Source organism: Microbacterium aerolatum (assembly GCF_007988825.1).
GTDB lineage: Bacteria > Actinomycetota > Actinomycetes > Actinomycetales > Microbacteriaceae > Microbacterium > Microbacterium aerolatum.
Genome location: NZ_BJUW01000018.1, coordinates 36,179 through 54,314 on the forward strand (window position 1 = coordinate 36,179; position 18,136 = coordinate 54,314).

The 18,136-nt window shown below is 66.3% G+C and carries 19 protein-coding genes and 1 pseudogene; 8 read left to right on the top strand and 12 right to left on the bottom strand.

Annotated elements, in window-relative coordinates; genetic code table 11:
• Positions 1–2 precede the first annotated feature (2 nt).
• Complete coding sequence (locus MAE01_RS14620; protein ID WP_222591688.1) at positions 3–2,489, bottom strand: helicase-related protein; 2,487 nt, start codon at positions 2,487–2,489, stop codon at positions 3–5.
• Positions 2,490–2,522: 33 nt separating this feature from the next.
• Between MAE01_RS14620 and MAE01_RS16110 the strand changes: the two genes are divergently transcribed.
• Positions 2,523–3,206, top strand: a complete 684-nt coding sequence (locus tag MAE01_RS16110; protein ID WP_222591689.1) for a hypothetical protein — start codon at positions 2,523–2,525, stop codon at positions 3,204–3,206.
• Here the strand turns inward: MAE01_RS16110 and MAE01_RS14625 are convergent.
• From MAE01_RS14625 to MAE01_RS14640, 5 genes and pseudogenes are all read right to left on the bottom strand, one after another.
• Entirely contained in the window at positions 3,098–4,882 is a 1,785-nt protein-coding gene (locus tag MAE01_RS14625; RefSeq protein WP_147040616.1) for a phospholipase D family protein, read from the bottom strand. The two genes, MAE01_RS16110 and MAE01_RS14625, sit on opposite strands and share 109 nt — an antisense overlap.
• Positions 4,875–6,092 (bottom strand): DUF6361 family protein, encoded by a 1,218-nt coding sequence (locus MAE01_RS14630; protein WP_147040618.1) that lies wholly within the window; start codon positions 6,090–6,092, stop codon positions 4,875–4,877. Before MAE01_RS14630 ends, MAE01_RS14625 begins: the two co-directional genes overlap by 8 nt.
• Positions 6,093–6,250: 158 nt before the next feature.
• Positions 6,251–6,799, bottom strand: coding sequence for an SHOCT domain-containing protein (locus MAE01_RS16210; protein ID WP_229718255.1), 549 nt, complete (start codon positions 6,797–6,799; stop codon positions 6,251–6,253).
• Between the two features lie 273 nt (positions 6,800–7,072).
• Positions 7,073–7,168 (bottom strand): annotated as a pseudogene (locus tag MAE01_RS16270) (DUF2510 domain-containing protein); the annotation flags it as partial.
• Positions 7,169–7,281: 113 nt separating this feature from the next.
• On the bottom strand, positions 7,282–8,127 hold the full coding sequence (locus tag MAE01_RS14640) for a hypothetical protein (RefSeq protein WP_229718254.1): 846 nt from the start codon (positions 8,125–8,127) through the stop codon (positions 7,282–7,284).
• Positions 8,128–8,360: 233 nt separating this feature from the next.
• On the opposite strand from MAE01_RS14640, the gene MAE01_RS14645 reads away from it, so the two are divergent.
• Complete coding sequence (locus tag MAE01_RS14645) at positions 8,361–9,200, top strand: hypothetical protein (RefSeq protein WP_147040622.1); 840 nt, start codon at positions 8,361–8,363, stop codon at positions 9,198–9,200.
• A 6-nt stretch (positions 9,201–9,206) separates the two neighbouring features.
• On the opposite strand, the gene MAE01_RS14650 is transcribed toward MAE01_RS14645, so the two are convergent.
• Positions 9,207–10,844, bottom strand: a complete 1,638-nt coding sequence (locus MAE01_RS14650) for an amidohydrolase (protein WP_147040623.1) — start codon at positions 10,842–10,844, stop codon at positions 9,207–9,209.
• 1 nt (position 10,845) lies between these two features.
• Positions 10,846–12,153 carry an MFS transporter gene (locus MAE01_RS14655; RefSeq protein ID WP_222591690.1) on the bottom strand — a complete coding sequence of 436 codons (1,308 nt, stop codon included), beginning with the start codon at positions 12,151–12,153 and terminating at the stop codon, positions 10,846–10,848.
• A gap of 114 nt (positions 12,154–12,267) precedes the next feature.
• Between MAE01_RS14655 and MAE01_RS14660 the strand changes: the two genes are divergently transcribed.
• Positions 12,268–13,167, top strand: a complete 900-nt coding sequence (locus MAE01_RS14660; protein WP_186806261.1) for a LysR family transcriptional regulator — start codon at positions 12,268–12,270, stop codon at positions 13,165–13,167.
• A gap of 145 nt (positions 13,168–13,312) precedes the next feature.
• On the opposite strand, the gene MAE01_RS14665 is transcribed toward MAE01_RS14660, so the two are convergent.
• The 3 genes from MAE01_RS14665 to MAE01_RS14675 all read right to left on the bottom strand — a co-directional run bounded on the left by MAE01_RS14665 (position 13,313) and on the right by MAE01_RS14675 (position 14,539).
• Positions 13,313–13,522, bottom strand: a complete 210-nt coding sequence (locus MAE01_RS14665; protein ID WP_147040627.1) for a helix-turn-helix domain-containing protein — start codon at positions 13,520–13,522, stop codon at positions 13,313–13,315.
• Positions 13,522–14,007, bottom strand: coding sequence for a DUF2975 domain-containing protein (locus tag MAE01_RS14670; RefSeq protein WP_147040629.1), 486 nt, complete (start codon positions 14,005–14,007; stop codon positions 13,522–13,524). Before MAE01_RS14670 ends, MAE01_RS14665 begins: the two co-directional genes overlap by 1 nt.
• Positions 14,008–14,089: 82 nt before the next feature.
• Entirely contained in the window at positions 14,090–14,539 is a 450-nt protein-coding gene (locus MAE01_RS14675; protein ID WP_147040631.1) for a MarR family winged helix-turn-helix transcriptional regulator, read from the bottom strand.
• Positions 14,540–14,600: 61 nt separating this feature from the next.
• On the opposite strand from MAE01_RS14675, the gene MAE01_RS14680 reads away from it, so the two are divergent.
• The 4 genes from MAE01_RS14680 to MAE01_RS14695 all read left to right on the top strand — a co-directional run bounded on the left by MAE01_RS14680 (position 14,601) and on the right by MAE01_RS14695 (position 17,127).
• Positions 14,601–14,969 carry a VOC family protein gene (locus tag MAE01_RS14680; protein ID WP_147040633.1) on the top strand — a complete coding sequence of 123 codons (369 nt, stop codon included), beginning with the start codon at positions 14,601–14,603 and terminating at the stop codon, positions 14,967–14,969.
• A gap of 38 nt (positions 14,970–15,007) precedes the next feature.
• Positions 15,008–16,222: an MFS transporter gene (locus tag MAE01_RS14685; RefSeq protein WP_147040635.1), complete on the top strand. Its 1,215-nt coding sequence runs from the start codon at positions 15,008–15,010 to the stop codon at positions 16,220–16,222.
• 84 nt (positions 16,223–16,306) lie between these two features.
• On the top strand, positions 16,307–16,813 hold the full coding sequence (locus MAE01_RS14690) for an SRPBCC domain-containing protein (protein WP_147040636.1): 507 nt from the start codon (positions 16,307–16,309) through the stop codon (positions 16,811–16,813).
• Complete coding sequence (locus MAE01_RS14695) at positions 16,810–17,127, top strand: ArsR/SmtB family transcription factor (RefSeq protein ID WP_147040638.1); 318 nt, start codon at positions 16,810–16,812, stop codon at positions 17,125–17,127. Before MAE01_RS14690 ends, MAE01_RS14695 begins: the two co-directional genes overlap by 4 nt.
• Here the strand turns inward: MAE01_RS14695 and MAE01_RS16255 are convergent.
• Positions 17,124–17,255, bottom strand: a complete 132-nt coding sequence (locus MAE01_RS16255; protein WP_267901884.1) for a hypothetical protein — start codon at positions 17,253–17,255, stop codon at positions 17,124–17,126. The two genes, MAE01_RS14695 and MAE01_RS16255, sit on opposite strands and share 4 nt — an antisense overlap.
• 124 nt (positions 17,256–17,379) lie before the next feature.
• Between MAE01_RS16255 and MAE01_RS14700 the strand changes: the two genes are divergently transcribed.
• The coding region (locus MAE01_RS14700) for a DUF222 domain-containing protein (RefSeq protein WP_147040640.1) at positions 17,380–18,136 on the top strand (757 nt) is incomplete at its 3' end.

Consider the following 18,136-nt stretch of genomic DNA (forward strand, 5'->3'; position numbering starts at 1 on the left):
GCTCATCGGCGTCTCGTGTCGGCACTCGCCGATGGCGGCCGCAAATCGATAACGGGTAGCGCCGTAGCGTCCACACCGCGCCGAGCCAGCATGTCGACCATGTCCTCCTGTCGGGGCTGGCCAAGCGTTAGGCGATACAGTGTCAACGCTGACCGCAGCCGCTCGTACTTCCGGATGTCGCGGCTCAGCGGATAGCGCGCGAGCACGCGATGGATGCGCGCCGGCCCCGGATACATCCACCACGGCGAGAACTCACCGAGGTCATTCTCAGCCTCCATCGCTGCGTCGAAAGCGGCACGCCATGCGCGCGGATCGTTCGATGCGAGGACATCATTCCAGTGCTCGTGAGCGACGTTCTTCCGTACAGCGTGGCCGGCGAAACGGTTCACCCGGCCTTCGCGCTGTTCGAAGTCCACCGGGTTCGACGGCAGGTTCCAGTGAACGACGGAATGGCTCCACCAGTGGAAGTCGATGCCCTCCTGACCGACGCTCGTCGATGCCAGAATGAACGGCGCGAACGGACTGTTGAACGATGTCCTCACCTCGCCCTGGCGCACTCCCGACTTCTCGTCGGCCGACTCTTGCTTGCCGCCGTACCGCAGCGCGAACCTGGCGGTGAACGAAATGTCACGACGCTCAGCCGCATTGTCGTGCGCGAGGTAGCGCGTCGAGCGCAGAGAGATCGCGTCCACAGCTCGCCGGGCGACGAGCATCAACGAGTCATCGCCAAGTTCGGTCGCGCCCAGTTCGCTCACCAACTGGAAGAGGTACTCGTCGAGGACCGCGCGCAGATTGCCGTCGGCGCAGTACGCCAGCACGCTCTTCCAGTACGGCTGCTCCTGCCCATACAACGTCGTCAGTAGCGCGATCGTCTCGGTGCGATTGAACAGCGTGCGTAGCCCCTCCGCGAGGACGAACGTGCTGCGCCACAGACCGGCCTCCGTGGCGTCCGCACCGGCGACGCTGCGCAGAGCGCGCAACGCGACATTGCCGGGGGCGAACGCAGCAACGTCGCCCAGGTCGGGGTGCACCGTCGGATTCGTGTCTTGCTCCTCAAGCGCGCGGCGCACGTGTTCGGTCACACCCCGCGAGCGTTCTTCGTCAGCCGTCACCAGCGCCGCTACCTCTTCGGCGGTCACCCTCGACATCTCCTCCGGCAGCAGACCAGGGACAGTGAAGAACGCATCTGCCACCTGTTCCGCAGCCGGCGCGTCGCCGAGAACGAAGGACGCCGCGAAGCCCGCCGCACTGACGAGTGCACCATGCCGGCGCGCAGTCGCGAGTTCATCGCTCATGCCCGCGAGGCGCGGATGCGGCCAGAACATCGCGAGCGTCGACATCGCAGCAGGGCGTCCTTCGGCGAGTCGGTACTGCAGACGCGCACTGACTGCTCGCCGCGCCTCCGGGTTGTTGCCGCGGAGCAGTTCACGATCACCAGCGGCAAGACGGTCAGCCTCGTAGCTGAGCAATGACGCAATGGCTGTGGGGGCTGCGCTCCATGCCGAGAACAGCACCTGCTTCGTCACCGAACAGTCCGAAAGCGGACTGAAGACCTCGCCCGGCTCGAGATACGGCATCGTCGGGGGCATCCAGAGCAGTTTCCACCACCCGTTCCCTACTGTCTCGTTGGCCAGGGCGCGTAAATGGCCATTGCCGAGATCAATGGGGTCGAATGCCTCCACAGCATCCGCATTCAGCGAGCGTGTGTTGCGCAACGCACGCGCCGCCGTCGCGTTGCCCTCGGCCAGCAGACGCTTCGTCTGCTCTGCCGGCTTGTAGCCGTCCATGAAGCTCGCGAAGTAGGGGATTGACTTCCAGTACTCCACGTCGATTGGCGCATTGACCGTCGACCCGAGGTTGCGCAGCGCCGCCCAGCCCTTCATATCGGCGACGCTGGGTGTCTCGGTGGCCAGCTCACGCACGGTTACGAGGTCTTCGTTCGCTGCGATCGGTGGACGCTCGCAGCGACTCATGAGAGGAAGCAGGTGATTGCGCACCTCGAGAGCAGCGGCGTCGGCATCCCGATCCAATACCAGCGCCTGCCGGTAGGCGGCCAAAGCGTCGGATGCTGCCTTCTCAGAACCCGCTCCGCCACCGGCGAGGAAGCGCACCGTGGCGAGGAAGTCTTTGTAGTGGTCGTCTTCGGAATCCTCGGCGTTCGTGAACGGCTTGTACGGCGTCGCCGACAGCAACAGCACCCGCGCATCCTTATGGTCGAAAAGCGCGTGCGCCAGCTCGCCAGCATCCCCCGACTCAGGGTTCAAGAGCTGACGGAAGCGCTGGAACTCATCGAGGATGATCAGGTCAGGTTGGAGCGTGTCGACGCCGGCCTTCGCCAACGCATGCCGCAGCCGACCCATCAGCTCCTGGGTGTCGTGCCACAGGTCGTCCGGGAGCTTCTTCTTCATCCAGAGCTTCGCGCGAAGGTCGAGGAAGAGGTCGAGCGACCCGTCTTCGCGAATCAATTCCTCGAACGCCGAGACGATCACGGGATCGGGATCGCCGTCGAGCTCTTTGCGTAGATGCGCGATGCGGTACTCGAAGTTCGCTCGGGTGTGCACCGTACCTTGCATGAGCAAGCGCGTGATGCGGCGGTCCGAGTCGGTCTTGTTGAACAGCTGATCGAGGATGAGCGTGAGCATCGCGCGCTCGGGTGCAGAGCCCTGTCGGTGTCCGCCCTCGCTGAACGACGTACCCGGCGTGAAAGAGACGAGGTTCACTTTCTTGCGACCCTCGCCGGACACTCCACTCAGCCGCTTGCTCTCGCGAGCGAGCATCGTCAATCGTGTCGTCATGCCTATGTGGTCGTCACCTGTGACGTTCAGCCGGCGGAGGTTCTGCGTCGCAAGGTCGACGTTGCTGCAGACGTAAACGATGTCGATACGTTCGATCTTGTCATCGTGCTCAAGATGTTCGATGGCACGGGCGATCACGCCGCGGGCGACGATGCTCTTGCCGAGACCGGTTTCGTCGGCAACGAGAAACCGACCGGATGCCGCGTCGCTCTCGGGCCCGTAGAACCGATCGAAGACATGGTTCACGGTGTCGCGCTGGAAAGACTTCAGCCCGCTCATCACCGCATCGACGTCGACACTGCTCACAACCGGCCTCCCATCAACGAATGGTGGGCATCCCAGACGTTCGACCAGAGTTCATCGAACCCCTCCGGCAATAGATCTTGCTCGTCGCCATGTTCGCGCACGTAGTCGACGACACGGCGCGCGTCGGCGAGGCCATGGTGGCCAGCTCCAACGGCGCGCACGAGCGCTTCGAACAGCCCCGATCCGTCGAACCCGTCGGACGCCGTGGCGTTGAAAGTGAAGTCGCCTGAGCCGGTACTGGTGTCGGCGATGTCACCTGACAGTTCCAGCATCAGTGTCAACAGACGAAGGAAGGCTGCGCGGTCGGTGAGCTGGCGGGCGACGATCGCATCTTTGCGCGAAGGGATGTCATCGAGCAGACGGGCGAGCACGATAGTACGGCGCTTACGACCTTCGCTGTCTTGAGCGACGAGAGCGATGAAGGGCGTGATGTCGGTAAGCGGGATCTCGTGGATCGTCACGGCACCGGTTTCGTCGGTCGCGAGGGTACCGGCACCGAGGTCGGCGCGCGTAAGGAGGTGCCAGCGCAAAGAGATTCCGGCATCGGTGAGGGTGGCAAGAGAAGCTTCGAGGTCCGGCTCGCCCCACACGCGGAGAGAATGCGGGGTGCCCGGGAGCACGCGCGCGACGAGGCGTGCCCCCGCGAGCTTGCGCAACATCGCCTCAAGACGTCGCTCGGCCTTCTCATCCTCGGACTCGACGGCTCCGCCCTCCGTGATGTACTCCTCCTTCAGCTCGCCGAGCGCCTCCAGCGTGGCGTTCACGCCAAACTTCGAATCGGGGCCGGTGAATTCCACCATGACCTCGACATTGCTGCGCCATGCAGCATCCGTGGCGTTCGCCGAGCCGAGGAAGACGTGCGAACCGTCGAGCCGGTCGACGACGACAACCTTGGCGTGCAGACCGCTCAGCCTGTCGAGCCGGGTGCTCGCATCATCCGCGTCGTCGCCGATTGCCGCGTCGTCGAGCACATACGTCGTGAGCTTCTTGTCGAGCGCTGTGGGTGGGAGCGCGTCGAGAGTCTTGGCGCGCGACAACAAGTGCGTCGTCGTGCGAACAGCGGATCGCAGCATCCGCAAGCCTTCGTCGGTTGCGAAAGGGGAGATGATCAGCGCGCGCTTGCCGCGGAAGTCGGGAAACACCGATCCTGGGATGCCGACCGTATGGAACTGCACGTCCCGCGCGGCCGTCGGGAGCTCCCAATTCACAGCGTGGAGGCGCTCGGCGAACGCGAGGATCTCGGTGTGGCGCTCCCTGGGGAGAGCGTTGACCGAGAGGCCTGGAAGGAACGCGAGCAGATCGACGAGCGGGCTGTTCTCATCGCGAGCGACGCCATCGTCAGCGGGAGCGCCGTCAAGCCGCACGATGGTGTCCCAGCTGCGGTCGTCAGTGAGGTTCCGGCTTGCGCAAAGAAACCGGTAGACGCGACGTTCGCCGGCTGCGTACTCGAGGAACCACACCTTCGGGTGGAAAAGACCGCGCGGCACCTGCACCGGGTGGATGATCGGCTCGAGGAACGCCACGAGATCGGAAGGGCTGCCCATCGAGATCTCGCCGGCCTGCGCGAAGATGTCGATCCGGTCGGCGACGCGACGGACGGCATCCAGCACGCCGATCGTGTCATCGCTAGTGGACAGGTGGCGTGAGGCGAATGAGAGCGGAACGCTGAGCGCTGTCGCGAGGTCGAGCGTGAAGGTCGTTCCGACGGCGCGCGATAGTTCGAACCCCGAGGGTGGCGCGAGTTGCTCGGTGAGCGTTGCGCGGGTCTGCGGTTCAAGCAACGTCGGCCTCCGGTACGCGATCGAGACCATCGTGGATGTCGTTCAGGATGCCGCGCACGTTGGGCCATCGGAAGACGAGCGCGCCGGCACCGGAGCCACCGCCCCAGGTTTGCAGACGTCGCGGGTTTCCGAGTCGGGCCTGCGGGCCCTTGTTCTGCCTTTCTCGAGCTGCAATGAACTCGCGCGTCTCCGGATGATCAGCGACATCGCTCGTCGGGATCCGTCGAAGTAGATCGCGCCAATCACGGACGAATCGAGCTGAGCGTGGATGGATTGGGGCGCCGCGCACGATGTCGACGCGACGGAGGAGGTCGTCGAGATCCCACGTCGCGACATCGACGATGGCGGGCAGAGTTTCGGCCCACCGGTCCACTTCGCTGCGGTAGCGGTCAGAGCGACCCGACTCAGACTGGAATCCGCCTTGTTCGTACTGCTCGGCGAGCAGCAGGTTGTAGAGGAGCTGGGCCCCGTGCATCACCGCGGAAAAGGAGTGCGCATGGTCAAGCAAGGCGCGGGATTCGCCAGTGACTGAGAGGGCGGCGGCATCCGCCCAGGGCGCGGGGCTATCGGGCGCGGGGCGATTGACTGTGAAGTGCGCCAGGAGTGTCCCCGGGACTTCGTCGAGGATGCGATCGCGCAACCATCCGGCCTCCTCGCGGCTCAGCATGAATCCCCCAGGGACCGCGTCGGGAAATCCGTTTGGGGCGCCCGGCATGGTCGTCGACCAGGCACGGAACCTGCCGCCGGAGCCCTCATCGATATCGTCGCCACCAACAGCTCGACCATCGAGCGTGAGGACGTTCTGCGCGGTCAGGGCAGGGTCGCGAAGGATCCGAAATCTCCGCAGCATCGACCAATAGATGGAGGAGGGGAGCGTCTTGAGGTTTGCACCCGCCTGGAGTCCGAGCAGCCCGGCGTAATCGTCGGAGTCCCGGATGGCGTTGATGAGCTTGCGCTCCATGCGATCGGCATCGCTCGAGGGGTTCGGACGTCCCGAGGCCTTCTGGAAGATCCATGGGATGAAGAGTAGATAACGTGCGCGCGTGTGCAGCGTCGACGTGCCAGGGAACAGGGCATCACCGAGCGCATCACGAATCTGCCCGACGCCGAGCTCATCGCGGCTCTCTCGATCAGCGAAAAGTCGGATGATGTCGCGCATTCTGCGCTGTTCATCGCTCGATGCGTCGAGCCATGCGATCAGAGCGGTCACGTGGTGTGTCACCCCTTGTGCTCCGGCGCCGTGTACTCACCGCAAACCTATCCGGGCGGTGGCTACATTTGCATTGAGTCTTCGGCGATTCGGCATGGTGTGCTTATGTCGACCGCGTTGCCGCTCATCCTCGATGAGGTGTGTACTCGCAATGTAGTTCAGATCCCGCCGAGCAACTTGCCCTTCGCCGAGGCGAACTCCTGATCGGAGAGGATGCCCTCGCGGTGGAGCTCGGAAAGCTCTCGCAGGCGATCCGAGAGAGAAGGTGCGGCTGCTGGGACGGCGGCGACGGCGACGATCTCGGGCACGCTGGTCTGTTCGGGCTCAGGGCTGATTCCGAGAACTCCGTTTCCCGCCTCGATCAGTGCTAGAGCGACCGCGTCGTGTTCTTTGCGGCTCACCTTCATCCAACCGTTGTGCTGTTGATTGGTGAGGGTGTGGATCGCCACGTCAGTTGCGATGATCAGATTGGACTTTCTGGCGGCGTTGGAAGCGAGCTGATTGAGGCCGCTCGCCGCAACCCCGATGGCAGTTCCCTTAGTGAGAACTTTTCCGCCCTTCGCAATGCCCGACATCGCCTGCATGACTGCGCCTTCGAGCGCCGAGCTCGGTGCAACTTCGGCCGCACGTGAAGCGTCCGCCTCTGAAGCGCCGAACGAGATAGAGCGCAGCTTCTCGTACGGCGTGCTCTTGCTGATCTCGGCCACGCGCGCGTAACCTTCCCGTGCTTCGGCCACTCGGACGTAGCCGCCCTGATAGATCTCGATTGTCGAGAGTCCGAAAACTCCGCTTGTGACCATGGCTCCTGCGGCCGTGGCGCGCTCCTGGTGCGCTCGTGCTTCCTCCTCCCGAGTGGCCTTCCGATCCGCGGTGGCCTTCTTGACGGAAGATCCGAGCTTGGACCACATCCCGGCGCGCTCGGACTGATTGTCGGATGCGGCGACAACGACCGGTGCGGGAGGGGGCGTAGGCGCCGGCTGGGGTGTTCGGAGCTGATCGGTCCACGCCGATCCGTCCCAGTACCGCTCATTGCCACTGCCGTCCGGGTACCACCCCGCTGGTGCTTGGTCGCTCATGGATTCATATTGGCATGAATGGACGTCAGTGAGTGGAGCGCGCGGGGCAAAAGCATCGGCGCAGCGAGTGGCAGGGCCCGGCTCCCCATCCGGGCCCCTCCACGCACGTGCTGTTACGGCTGAACGAAGACCTCGTCGGCCAGCATCCCCGGGCGAACCCGGATCAGAGCGGTTTCGCCGTCCGGGACCAGGAAGGCCTCCGAGCCAGTTGCAGATGCGCCGTTGTACAGCTCGTCCATGCCGAAGCCGTCTTCGAGGATGACGATGTTGTCGTAGCTGTTGACGACGTTCCCGGCGCTCGTGACGAACGCGATGCTTGCCTCGGCGGCCAGGCCCGACTCATCACCCGTGTAGGTGACGGTGTAGTTGATGACCTCGTAGTGCGAGCCCACGGGAGCGGGGTCATTGAAGCCGTTGGCGGCAACGGCAGCAGCGCCGTCGACCGTGTGGCTGTTCACGACGACGGTCCAGTCCGACGAGCTGATCTGCGAACCGAGCGGGTAGGGGTTCTCGCGAGTTCCCTGCTCGGCACCATCGGCCGAGTCTTCTTCAGCAGCAGGCTCGGCGTCCTCGTCGGCGGGCTGCGAGACCACGGTGCCGCCGCTGCCGAACTCCTCGTCGAACGCCTCGCTCGCGGCATTCGCAACCACAGCGAAGAAGACCACGAAACCGACGATCGTACCGATGACAGAGAGGATCAGGCCGACGACGCCCATCCACTTGCGGTTGCCCTTGAGGAAAAGAGAAACGATGCTGATCACGAAGGCGATCGGCAGCAGGATCCAGCCGATGATCAGTGCGCCAGGCACGCAGGCGAAGATGAAGCCGACGACGGCCGTGATGAGCGCGATCAGCGCGAGGACGTTCGTCTTCTGCGGAGCGGCCGTCGCGGCCTCAGTGGGCGGCATCGGCGGCACCTGCTGTGAATACGGAGCAGGGGGAGGGGTGGGTTCGGACATGTGATTCTCCTTCAGGAGTGTGCGTGGAGCACCGGCCTGCCCCACGACGGATGCCGTAGGGCGCCGGTTCGCACGCACGACGAATAATGCCCCCAAGAGGCGAGATTCGGAAGCCAGGTGGGCTTCGAGGCCCGTGCGGACCGGCTGAATCAGACCATAGGGAAGGGCTCGGACATTGGTCGTAGTCCCGATGGAAGAAGGTTCATACGGACCCCGCAAACTAGGCTCATCCCATGCTTCGCCGCCTCATCGATCTCCGCGTCGATCGCGACAGCGTCGCGATGGGCGATGACGTCGTCTCCCACGCGGGCTCGATGACAGTACCCCACGGCACGCTGCTAAGCGCTGCACTCGAGCAGTCCTCGCCCGAGCTTCGCTCCTCCGGCTGGTCGTGGGTCGTGCTCGTCGACGGCGAGACCGCCGCAGTCTGGTCCGTCGACCATGGCGTTCAGCTCCTCATCGATGATCGGAGGCTCAAACACGGGCCGGTCGAGATCTTCTTCCGCTACTTCGTCCGAATCGACCCGGCCTGGCTCTTCGACCGGCTCGCACAGGGAGAGAAAGCCAATCGGCGAGCACTCGAAGAAGAGTACGCCCCGATCGCCCGCGAGAAGTACAGCGCCGAGCTGCGCCGACGCGAGCGCGAGATCGACGGGCGCTTCTTGAGCCCCGACTGTGTCGACGCCCTCCGCCACTACGGCGCCGACATCACTCTGCACGCCGACATGGCCTGCGACTTCATTCACGCCGGACAAGCCTGGGCGGTGCGCCGCGCCGACACCATGTTCCAGGTCTTCCGCGGCGGCGGTGGACCCATCGCCTCGATCCGGCCCCGCGCCCTCGGCGAAGCCTGGCTGGTCGCCATGGTCGGGTCCAGGATGCGGACGGAGACCGGCCAAGCATCCCTGCCCGATATCGCGCCGCTCCCCGGCCTCGAACTCACCCGATCCGGCGGACGATGGATGTCGCACGGCCAGACCGTCGTCCAGGTGCGCTCCGACCATCAGGCCGACGTCGCACGATTCGCCTACGGACGCACTGTCACCGAGGTCCGCACGCTCCTCGACGCCTGAGACCCGCTACCCCACGTCCCCGAACTCCACGGCCCCACCGACAACCGTCGCCGTGACCTCCTGCTCCGCGATCCGCTCGGGCTCGATCTCGTACAGGTCGTCGCTGAGCGCGATGAAGTCGGCCAGCATCCCGACGCGCAGCATCCCTTTCGAGGTTTCCTGACCGACCGCGTACGCCGATCCGTACGTGTACGCGCGCACAGCAGCATCCACGCTGATCCGCTCCCCCTCGCCCAGTACGGCACCGGAGCTCGTCCGCCGCAGCACCATGTCGCGCAGCGACACGAGCGGGTTCGCGTCTGAGATGGGGGAGTCGGTGGAGCCGTTCAGCACGATCCCGGCATCCGCCAGCGACTTCACCCGGTAGATGTCGTCGCGACGATCCTCGGTCACGGCGGCGGCCATGCCGTCGCCGAAGTCCGACAGGAACACGCCCTGCGGCACCGGGATCACCCCAAGTCGCGCCGCGCGCGCGATGTCATCATCACTGGCCAGCGCGAAGTGCTCGATGCGGTGCCTCACGTCGGGCCGCGGCGAGACGCGCTGCGCCTCTTCGACGGCATCCAGCACGTGCGCGATCGCCCGGTCGCCGATCGCGTGCGTCGCGACCGTCCAGCCGGCTCGATGCGCGCCGATGATGTAGTCGCGCAGCTGCTCGGGCTCATGCAGCAGCACGCCGAAGTTGTCGGCCTCGCCGTGGAAGCACGCGTGCATCGCCGCCGACCGCCCGATGAACGACCCGTCCGCGACGATCTTCACGGGCCCGACCCGCAGCATGTCGTCGCCGAGCCCGGTGCGGATGCCGAGGTCGAGCCCCAGCACGTCCTTGTCGGGCAGGTCCGTGAAGGGGTGCAGCACCGTGATGTACGGCATGAGCGTGGTGCGCACCCGCAGCATCCGCTTCTCCACCGCCGTCTGGTACGCGTGGTAATCGAGCGGGCTGTTGCCGATCATCCGGATTTCGCCGATGCCGGGCTCGGTGACCGAGGTGAGCCCGTAGCTCAGCGCCTGATCGCTCGCGAGCTGCAGGTTGCGCTGCACGTCGTCGAGCGCCACCGGCCGCACCAGCGCGAAGATCGGCCCCATAGCCGACTCCTGCAGCAACCCCTCGGGGCGGCCGTCCGCACCGCGCGGGATGCCGCCACCGGCGATCTCGGGAAAGCCCTCCCTGCGCGGGTAACCCGCCAGCTCGAAGGCGCGCGTGTTCGCGACGAGCATGTGACCCGACACGTGCTCGAGGATGACCGGGCGGCCACCCGCCGCACGATCCAGATCCTCTGCGATCGGATGCCCCTCGAGGAAGTTCTGGTCGTACCCGGAACCGCGCACCCACGCATCCGGCGCCAGGTCCTTCGCGTACTCGTGCACGGCGTCGTACAGCTCGGCCAGCGAGTTCACCGCACCCGGCCGCACGTTCAGCGACGCGAGCCGGAACCCCGTCAGCGACAGGTGGTGATGCGCGTCGTGGAAGCCGGGTAGCACCGGCTGCCCGCCGAGATCGACCACGCGATCGGCGTCGACGCCGTGCAGGTCGTCGTCGAATCCGACGATCCGGCCGCCCAGCGTGCCGATGCTGTGCGCGGTGGGGCGCTCGGGGTCGAGCGTGCGGATGCGGGCATTGGTGAAGATCGTGTCGATGCGCATGTCAGGCGGCCATCTCCTGCTCCACCTTGCGGGCGATCTGCCGCTGCAGACCCCAGACACCGGCGAGCGTGATGAGGATCATCACCGCGTAGAACACCGCGACCGCCCAGACGCTGCCGCCCGAGGAGTTGAGGATCCACTGCGCCACCAGCGGCGTCGAACCGCCGAACACCGTGGCGCATAGCTGGTAGGCGAGCGAGACGCCGGAGTACCGGATGCGGGCCGGGAACGCCGACGCGAGGAACGTCGCCAGCAGCGCGTAGTACGCCGTGCTGCCGAGGATCGTCGCGTACAGGGTGACCGTGATCCACACCGGGGATGCCGCCTGGATCGCCAGGAAGTACGGGACGGTCAGCAGCACGCTGAACACGAGACCGGCGAGCATCACCCTGGCGATGCCGAACCGCTCGGCGATCTTCGCCGCGATCGGCTGCCAGATGAACTGCAGGATCGCCATGCCGAGCAGGATGTTGAGCATCAGCTGCCGGTCGATGCCGAGCGAGCCGGTCGTCCAGGCGAGCAGGAACGTGTTCGAGAAGTAGGCGTTCGAGATTCCCATGACGGATGCCAGGACGCCGAGCCCGATGAGGAGAGGGGCAGTGCGGAGGGCGACGAGCACCGGTGCGCTGACGACCTCCTGCTTCTGCTTCGCGGCGACGAAGTCGGGCGACTCCTCCACCTTCACGCGGATGACGAGACCGACGATGACGAGGATCGCCGAGAGCAGGAACGGGATGCGCCATCCCCACGTGATGAACTGCTCGTCCGGCAGCAGACCCACGATGAGGAACAACACCGTGGCGAGGATCGAACCTGCCGGCGACCCCTGCTGGACCCACGCGCCGGCAAGGCCCTTCTTCTCGGCGCGGGCGTTCTCAGTGGCCAGCAGTACGGCGCCGCCCCACTCGCCGCCGACGGCGAAGCCCTGCAGGCCTCGGAGCACGACGAGCAGGATCGGCGCCAGCATCCCGATCTGCGCGAATGTCGGGAGGAGACCGATCAGGGTGGTCGCGACGCCCATCATCACTAGCGTGATGACGAGCACGTTCTTGCGGCCGAGCTTGTCGCCGAAGTGGCCGAAGACCAGCCCGCCGATCGGGCGCATGAGGAAGCCGACCCAGAACGTCGCGAACGAGGCCAGGAGCGCTGCGCCCGGTGCCACGTCGGGGTAGAAGACGCGACCGAAGACGAGGGCCGCGGCGGTGCCGAAGATGTAGAAGTCGTACCACTCGATCGCGGTGCCGACGAAGGCGCCCAGCATCGAGCGCCGCTGGCGGGTGGGGGAGATCTCAGTGTGCGAGGTGGCCATCGGGAGGCTCTCTTTCGATGAGTCTTTCGGGGTCAGTCGGGATTCAGGCCATCCTGACGGCATGCGGCTATACCCGTCCAATGAGAAATGCGGGTATCGCTATACGCTATGCGTATGTACGCGGAGCGAGAGCTGGAGGCGTTCGTCGCCGTGCTCGACGCCGGTTCGGTGAGCCTCGCCGCTGAGCGGCTCCTCCGGACGCAGCCGTCGGTGTCGCGGCAAATCGCGTCGCTCGAGCGCCAGGTGGGTGCGCCGCTGTTCCGCCGGATGCCGAACGGCATGGTGACGACGTACGCCGGTGAGCGCCTCGAGCCCATGGCTCGCGATCTCGTGCGGCGCGGCCGCCGTGCGCGGGAGGTGATGACCGGCATCGTGAACGAGCAGCGGTCGTTCGTCGCCTCGACGCCCGAGATGACCAGCATCCTGGTGCTCGCGCCGTTCATCGCCCAGGGCGGTGCGATCTCGGACGTGATGATCGCCACTCCCGCCGACACGTACGACAGGTTGCGCACCGGCGCCGACCTGGCCGTGACGACCAGCCCGCCGCCCTCGAGGCTGCGCGGGACCCGCGTGATGACGCTGCCGCTGCTGTGCCAGATGCCCGAGTCGCATCCGCTCGCCGAGGGCGACCACGTCGAGCTGCGCGAGCTGGTGTCGGGGCCGTTCCTCACGTCGGGGCGCGGCTCGGCGGCCTGGGCGCAGATCCAGCAGGTCGCCGAGGGCGAGGGGTGGTCGCTCGAGATGGCGAGCCTCGGGGCGGATGCGCCGATCATCCAGGCGCGATCGGCCGCGGGGAACGGCCCGTGCGTCGTTGTCGAGCCCCCGCGGTTCGGTCTGGTCTCGCGTCCGCTGCAGCACCGCGGTCAGGGCATGCGCTGCGCGCTCTATGCGAGCTGGGAGCGCACGCACTACGCCGGCGACGACATCCGGCGGGTCGTGAACGAGCTGCGGGAGTTCACGACGGTGCATGTGCCGGGGTTGTACCCGGAGGGGAGTTATCCGGTTTACGGGTGAGGGGTTTGGCGCGGCCGCGGCTGAGCGTGTCACAGAAGGTGCGGGTGCGCAGGGGCGCCAGCCACATCTTCTGCGACACGTCCGCGCGTGTGTCTCAGAAAGGGCGGGTTCGGAGCGCAGGAACCCGCACCTTCTGTGACATGGCCTACGCCTCCGGCTCCCACCTCAGCAGATCGCCCGGCTGACACTCGAGCACCTCGCACAGCGCATCCAGCGTCGTGAAGCGCACGGCCTTTGCCCGGCCGTTCTTCAGCACAGCGAGATTCGTCGGAGTGATGCCGATGCGCTCGGCGAGCTCACCGACGGCCATCTTGCGGCGGGCGAGCATGACGTCGATGTCGACGATGACGGGCATCAGATCACCTCACCGAGCTCGTCGCGCAGCGTCCGCGCCTCATTCTCGCGCTCGATCGCCTGGCGCAGCAGCGCCTTCATCACGAACACCAGCAGGGCCATTCCGCCGAGCACCAGTGCCGCACCGCAGACCAGCGCCACGACGCCGGGGGCGATCTCCGACGGCGCGAGGACGAACGCCAGCGCCAGCGCCAGCACGGCGGCGGCACCGATCGCCCCGATGATCACGTCGACGTAGCGGAACGACGACTGCTGGAAGATCGACCCGCGCCGCACCTTCGTCAGCAGCATCCATACGCACACGGCGAAGACCTGCATGGTCAGCACGCCCAGCACCGCGATGACGACGAAGCTCACGCGGAACCACATCGGAGTGCCCGCCAGGTCGATCCACAGCAGCGGCGTGATCACCGTCTGCACGACCAGCGAGCCCGCCAGTGCCAGCGCGATCACGACGCGCAGAACCACGATCGTCGTTCGACCCATGATGGCATCCTCTCATCGAGTAACAGAGAGAATCTATCGTTAATCGTTCGATTGTAGAAGTTCGGTTGAACGCACGCAGCCTCTACGCGTCGTCGCGCAGCGAGCCGATCATGCTTCGCAGGATCCTCAACGCGCTCGCCTGGTCTTCCGTGGTCATGCCGCTCAGCATCCTGACCTCGACCGATCTCACAGCGGCGCTCGCCGTCTGCAGGCTTCGACGACCACGGGGGGTCAGTCGGGTCGGGAGGGTTTTTCCGACAGGGGCCTCCGACGGTCTGGTCACGTGACCGTCTCGTTCCATGGCCTGCAACAGCACGTTCATGGATTGTCGTGTCACGAACGCTCCTCGCGCCAGGTCGGAGTTCGACAGGCCGGGGCGCTGCGCGAGCAGCTCGAGGCAGGAGTACTGCGTCACCGTCAAGCCGAGCGGACGCAGCGCGGCTTCCATGGCGATGCGAAGCGCGCTGGATGCCTCCTTCAGCACGTAGCCCAGCGAGTTCTCCAGGTCGATGCCGTCGCCATCTTGACTCATGTCAGTATTCTGACATACAGTCGCCTATGTCAGAAAACTGACACGACTCAAGGAGTGCATCATGCCCGTCACCGGACCCGATTTCATCTCTCTCCAGACTCGCGACCTCGAGGCCTCGCGGGAGTTCTACGAGCACTACCTCGGCCTCGTCCGCGCTCAGGCGGGCCCGCCTCACGCCGTCGTCTTCGAGACGACGCCGATCGCGTTCGCCGTGCGGGATGTCGCCCCGGGCACGGATCTCGCCTCTGTCCCGCAGCCCGGCATCGGAACCGCGATCTGGCTGCACGCCACAGACGTCCAGGCGATTCACGACGCGCTCGTCGCCGACGGACACACGATCGTCTCCGCCCCGATCGACGGCCCCTTCGGCCGGACCTTCACGTTCGCGGATCCCGACGGATACCACGTCACCCTTCACGACCGCGTCTGAGACGAAAGTGCGCGGGCCCGCCGCATACGATCGTTCATATGACTTCTTCGGCCCAGGTGGCACCGGAGCTCCGCCGCGCGCGGGTCGGCGTCGCGCTGCTGTTCCTCACCAACGGCGCGCTGTTCGCCAACATCCTGCCGCGCTACCCCGAGATCAAGGATGCACTCGGTCTGGATGCCGCCGCCTATGGCCTCGCGATCGCCGCCTTCCCGGCCGGAGCGATGGTCGCGGGGCTTGCCGCGGCGATGTTCATCCGGCGGTTCGGGTCCGCGAAGGTCGCCGTCGCCGGAACCATCATCACCAGCCTCGGCATCCTGGCCGCCGGGTTCTCACCGTCCGTCATCTTCTTCGCGCTCGGACTGTTCATCGGCGGAGCGTCGGATGCCATCACCGACGTCGCCCAGAACGCCCACGCGCTGCGCGTGCAGCGCGGCTTCGGCCGCTCGATCATCAACTCGTTCCACGCGATCTGGTCGATCGGCGCGGTCGTCGGCGGTTCGATGGCGGCGGTGGCCATCGCGGTCGCTCTGCCCGTCGGCATCCACCTGATCATCTCCGCCGTGATCTTCGGCGTCGTCTCGCTCGTCGCCCTGCGAATGTGCCTGCCGGGCCGCGACGATCGTACGGAGGAAGACGCGATCGCGGGCGGCGAGGAAGTCGGCGGCGCGCTGCAGCGCATCACCGCGAAGACCGTGATCATCATCGTCGCGCTGGTGCTGATCTCGATCGCCGGCGCGCTCGTAGAGGATGCCGGGATGTCGTGGGCGACTCTCTACCTGGCCACCTCGCTCGACGCCCCCGCGGCACTCGCCGCCACCGGATACATCGCGCTCGTCGGCGCGCAGTTCATCGGTCGCATCGTCGGCGACCGCCTCACCGACCGCTTCGGTCAGCGCGCCGTGGCCGTGACCGGCGGGCTGATCGCGTCGGTCGGCATGGGGCTCGCGCTGGCCTTCCCGACGATCCCCGGCACGATCCTCGGTTTCGCGGCCGCGGGCTACGGTGTCGCGACGCTCATCCCCGCCGCCATGCACGTCGCCGACGAACTGCCGGGCCTTCGCCATGGTGCGGGGCTGACGATCGTCTCGTGGCTGCTGCGCCTCGGATTCCTGTTCTCGCCGCCGATCGTCGGGCTCGTCGCGGACAACGCGGGGCTGCGGACGGGGCTGCTCGTCGTGCCGATCGCGGGGGTCGTGGCGGTGCTGTGCGCGTGGGCGCTGCAGGGGCGGCGGGAGCGCAATGTGCAACCCTAGGGTTGCGCTGTACTGTGCGACATGCAATCCTGGGGTTGCAGGTGGTCGACCGACCGTCGCACACTCGATCCAGGAGGCTCACTCATGGTCAGCACGACTCAGAATCCGGCAGCCGTCGTCGACGAAGACACGTTCTCGGTTCGGCGGACGATCCACATCGCAGCATCCATCGACAAGGTCTGGCGGGCCATCACCGAGCCGGCGGAGATCTCTCGCTGGTGCGGCCGCACCGAGCTCGACGGCGCGAGCGTCGGTGCGACCGGCACGATGACCTTCCCGGATACGGAACCGTTCTCCCTGCGCGTGGAAGCGCGCGAAGAGCTGCGGCGGATCGCATACCGCTGGAACAACGACGACGCCTACCGCGATGCCCACGAGGGATCCGTCGGCGATCACGCCGACCCGCTCGCCCCCGAGCGCACGACGGTGTTCACCTTCACGCTCGAGGAGTCGGACGGCGGCACGCAGCTCACCGTGGTCGAGACAGGCTTCGATGTCACGTCCGATCCGGCGTTCAACCTCGAGAGCCACCGCACGGGCTGGACCGCCGAACTCGACAAGCTCGTCGCGCTGCTGGAGGCCGCCTCATGACAGGTGTCGCACTGGCTCCCGTGTTCGCCGCGCTCGCGGACGAGACGCGATGGAGCATCCTGGCGGCGCTCGGCGAGGGGGATGCCTCGGCTTCCGCCCTCGCCGGAAGGTTACCGGTGTCGCGGCAGGCGATCGCGAAACACCTCTCCGTGCTGCAGGAGGTCGGACTCGTCGAACCCGTACCCGTGGGGCGCGAGGTTCGTTACCGAGTCGTCGGGGCTTCGCTCAACGCGACGGCTCGGCTGCTCGACGAGATCGGGCGGCAGTGGGACCGGCGTCTGGCGGCGATCAAGGAGATCGCCGAGGGGCTCTAGGGTCTTCGGTCGCGCTGCGGCATTCGGTCCCGCCGATCCTGGAACGCGATGGTGGCGAGCACGCCGATGAGCAGGATCAGCTCGAACGAGTTCGTGATCGCGCCGCTCGGCATCGGAATCGCATCCATCGGCACCCCCTGTGGCGACCGGGCTGACGTACCCGAGCTTCCTTTGCGGGTGTGGCGCTGTTCGACTTATCCACAGATCGAACAGATCTCCGACAATGTCCGTAGCCATGCGTACTCTGGAGATATGTCAAAGCTGACCGCACTGCACGAGGCGATATCTCGCCTCGACGAGGCGTGGGCGGACGCTGAGGACTCGAATGATCTTTCGAGAGAACGGCTCCTCTCAGTGACGGATGCCGTCGCGCTCGTGCAGCGCAGGCTGGATGCCGTGCAGGTCGATGTGGCAGCAGGTCTCGCGCGTGAATCACGACCGGAGCTCGGTGCGGAGTCGCTCGCGAAACAGCAGGGTTTCCGTACCCCCGCCAAGATGCTCTCGACGACGATGGGAGTGTCGACGGGCGACGCACTCCGGCTGATCAAGGTCGGCGAGAGCACGTCGCCGCGCACGGACCTGCTCGGCGCGAAGCTGCCGGCGAAGTATCCGCTGGTGAGCGAGGCGATGAATGGCGGCGCGCTCGGTGCGCAGGCCGCCGCGATGATCACCGGACTGCTCGATCGCTGCCGCGTCGCAGCCGGTGCGGAGCGCGTAGCCGAGGGCGAGAAGCTGCTGACCGAGGCGGCCGTCGGGCTCGGTCTCGACGAGCTGCGCAAGCTGATCGTCCGAGCTGAGGCCTGGCTCGACCCCGATGGTGTGGAGCCGCGGGAAGACGAGGCGCGCGCCCAACGATCGCTGACCTTCTTCGAACGCAAGGGCATGATCCACTTCAACGGACAGCTGGATGCCGAATCGGGGGCACCGGTCGTCGCCGCGCTGCGCGGCTACGTCAGTGCCACGTTCGCGGCGCGGAAGGCTGCCGTCGATCCAGACGCACCGGATGCCG

Excerpts from the sequence above, each read along its gene's own strand:
- MAE01_RS16255 (WP_267901884.1), bottom strand. The coding sequence starts at position 17,255 with ATGGATGCGATTCCGATGCCGAGCGGCGCGATCACGAACTCGTTCGAG.
- MAE01_RS14655 (WP_222591690.1), bottom strand. The coding sequence starts at position 12,153 with ATGGCCACCTCGCACACTGAGATCTCCCCCACCCGCCAGCGGCGCTCG.
- MAE01_RS14660 (WP_186806261.1), top strand. The coding sequence starts at position 12,268 with ATGTACGCGGAGCGAGAGCTGGAGGCGTTCGTCGCCGTGCTCGACGCC.
- MAE01_RS14675 (WP_147040631.1), bottom strand. The coding sequence starts at position 14,539 with ATGAGTCAAGATGGCGACGGCATCGACCTGGAGAACTCGCTGGGCTAC.
- MAE01_RS14680 (WP_147040633.1), top strand. The coding sequence starts at position 14,601 with ATGCCCGTCACCGGACCCGATTTCATCTCTCTCCAGACTCGCGACCTC.
- MAE01_RS14695 (WP_147040638.1), top strand. The coding sequence starts at position 16,810 with ATGACAGGTGTCGCACTGGCTCCCGTGTTCGCCGCGCTCGCGGACGAG.
- MAE01_RS14670 (WP_147040629.1), bottom strand. The coding sequence starts at position 14,007 with ATGGGTCGAACGACGATCGTGGTTCTGCGCGTCGTGATCGCGCTGGCA.
- MAE01_RS14685 (WP_147040635.1), top strand. The coding sequence starts at position 15,008 with ATGACTTCTTCGGCCCAGGTGGCACCGGAGCTCCGCCGCGCGCGGGTC.
- MAE01_RS14640 (WP_229718254.1), bottom strand. The coding sequence starts at position 8,127 with ATGTCCGAACCCACCCCTCCCCCTGCTCCGTATTCACAGCAGGTGCCG.
- MAE01_RS16110 (WP_222591689.1), top strand. The coding sequence starts at position 2,523 with ATGCGCGATGCGGTACTCGAAGTTCGCTCGGGTGTGCACCGTACCTTG.
- MAE01_RS14690 (WP_147040636.1), top strand. The coding sequence starts at position 16,307 with ATGGTCAGCACGACTCAGAATCCGGCAGCCGTCGTCGACGAAGACACG.
- MAE01_RS14665 (WP_147040627.1), bottom strand. The coding sequence starts at position 13,522 with ATGCCCGTCATCGTCGACATCGACGTCATGCTCGCCCGCCGCAAGATG.
- MAE01_RS14650 (WP_147040623.1), bottom strand. The coding sequence starts at position 10,844 with ATGCGCATCGACACGATCTTCACCAATGCCCGCATCCGCACGCTCGAC.
- MAE01_RS14645 (WP_147040622.1), top strand. The coding sequence starts at position 8,361 with ATGCTTCGCCGCCTCATCGATCTCCGCGTCGATCGCGACAGCGTCGCG.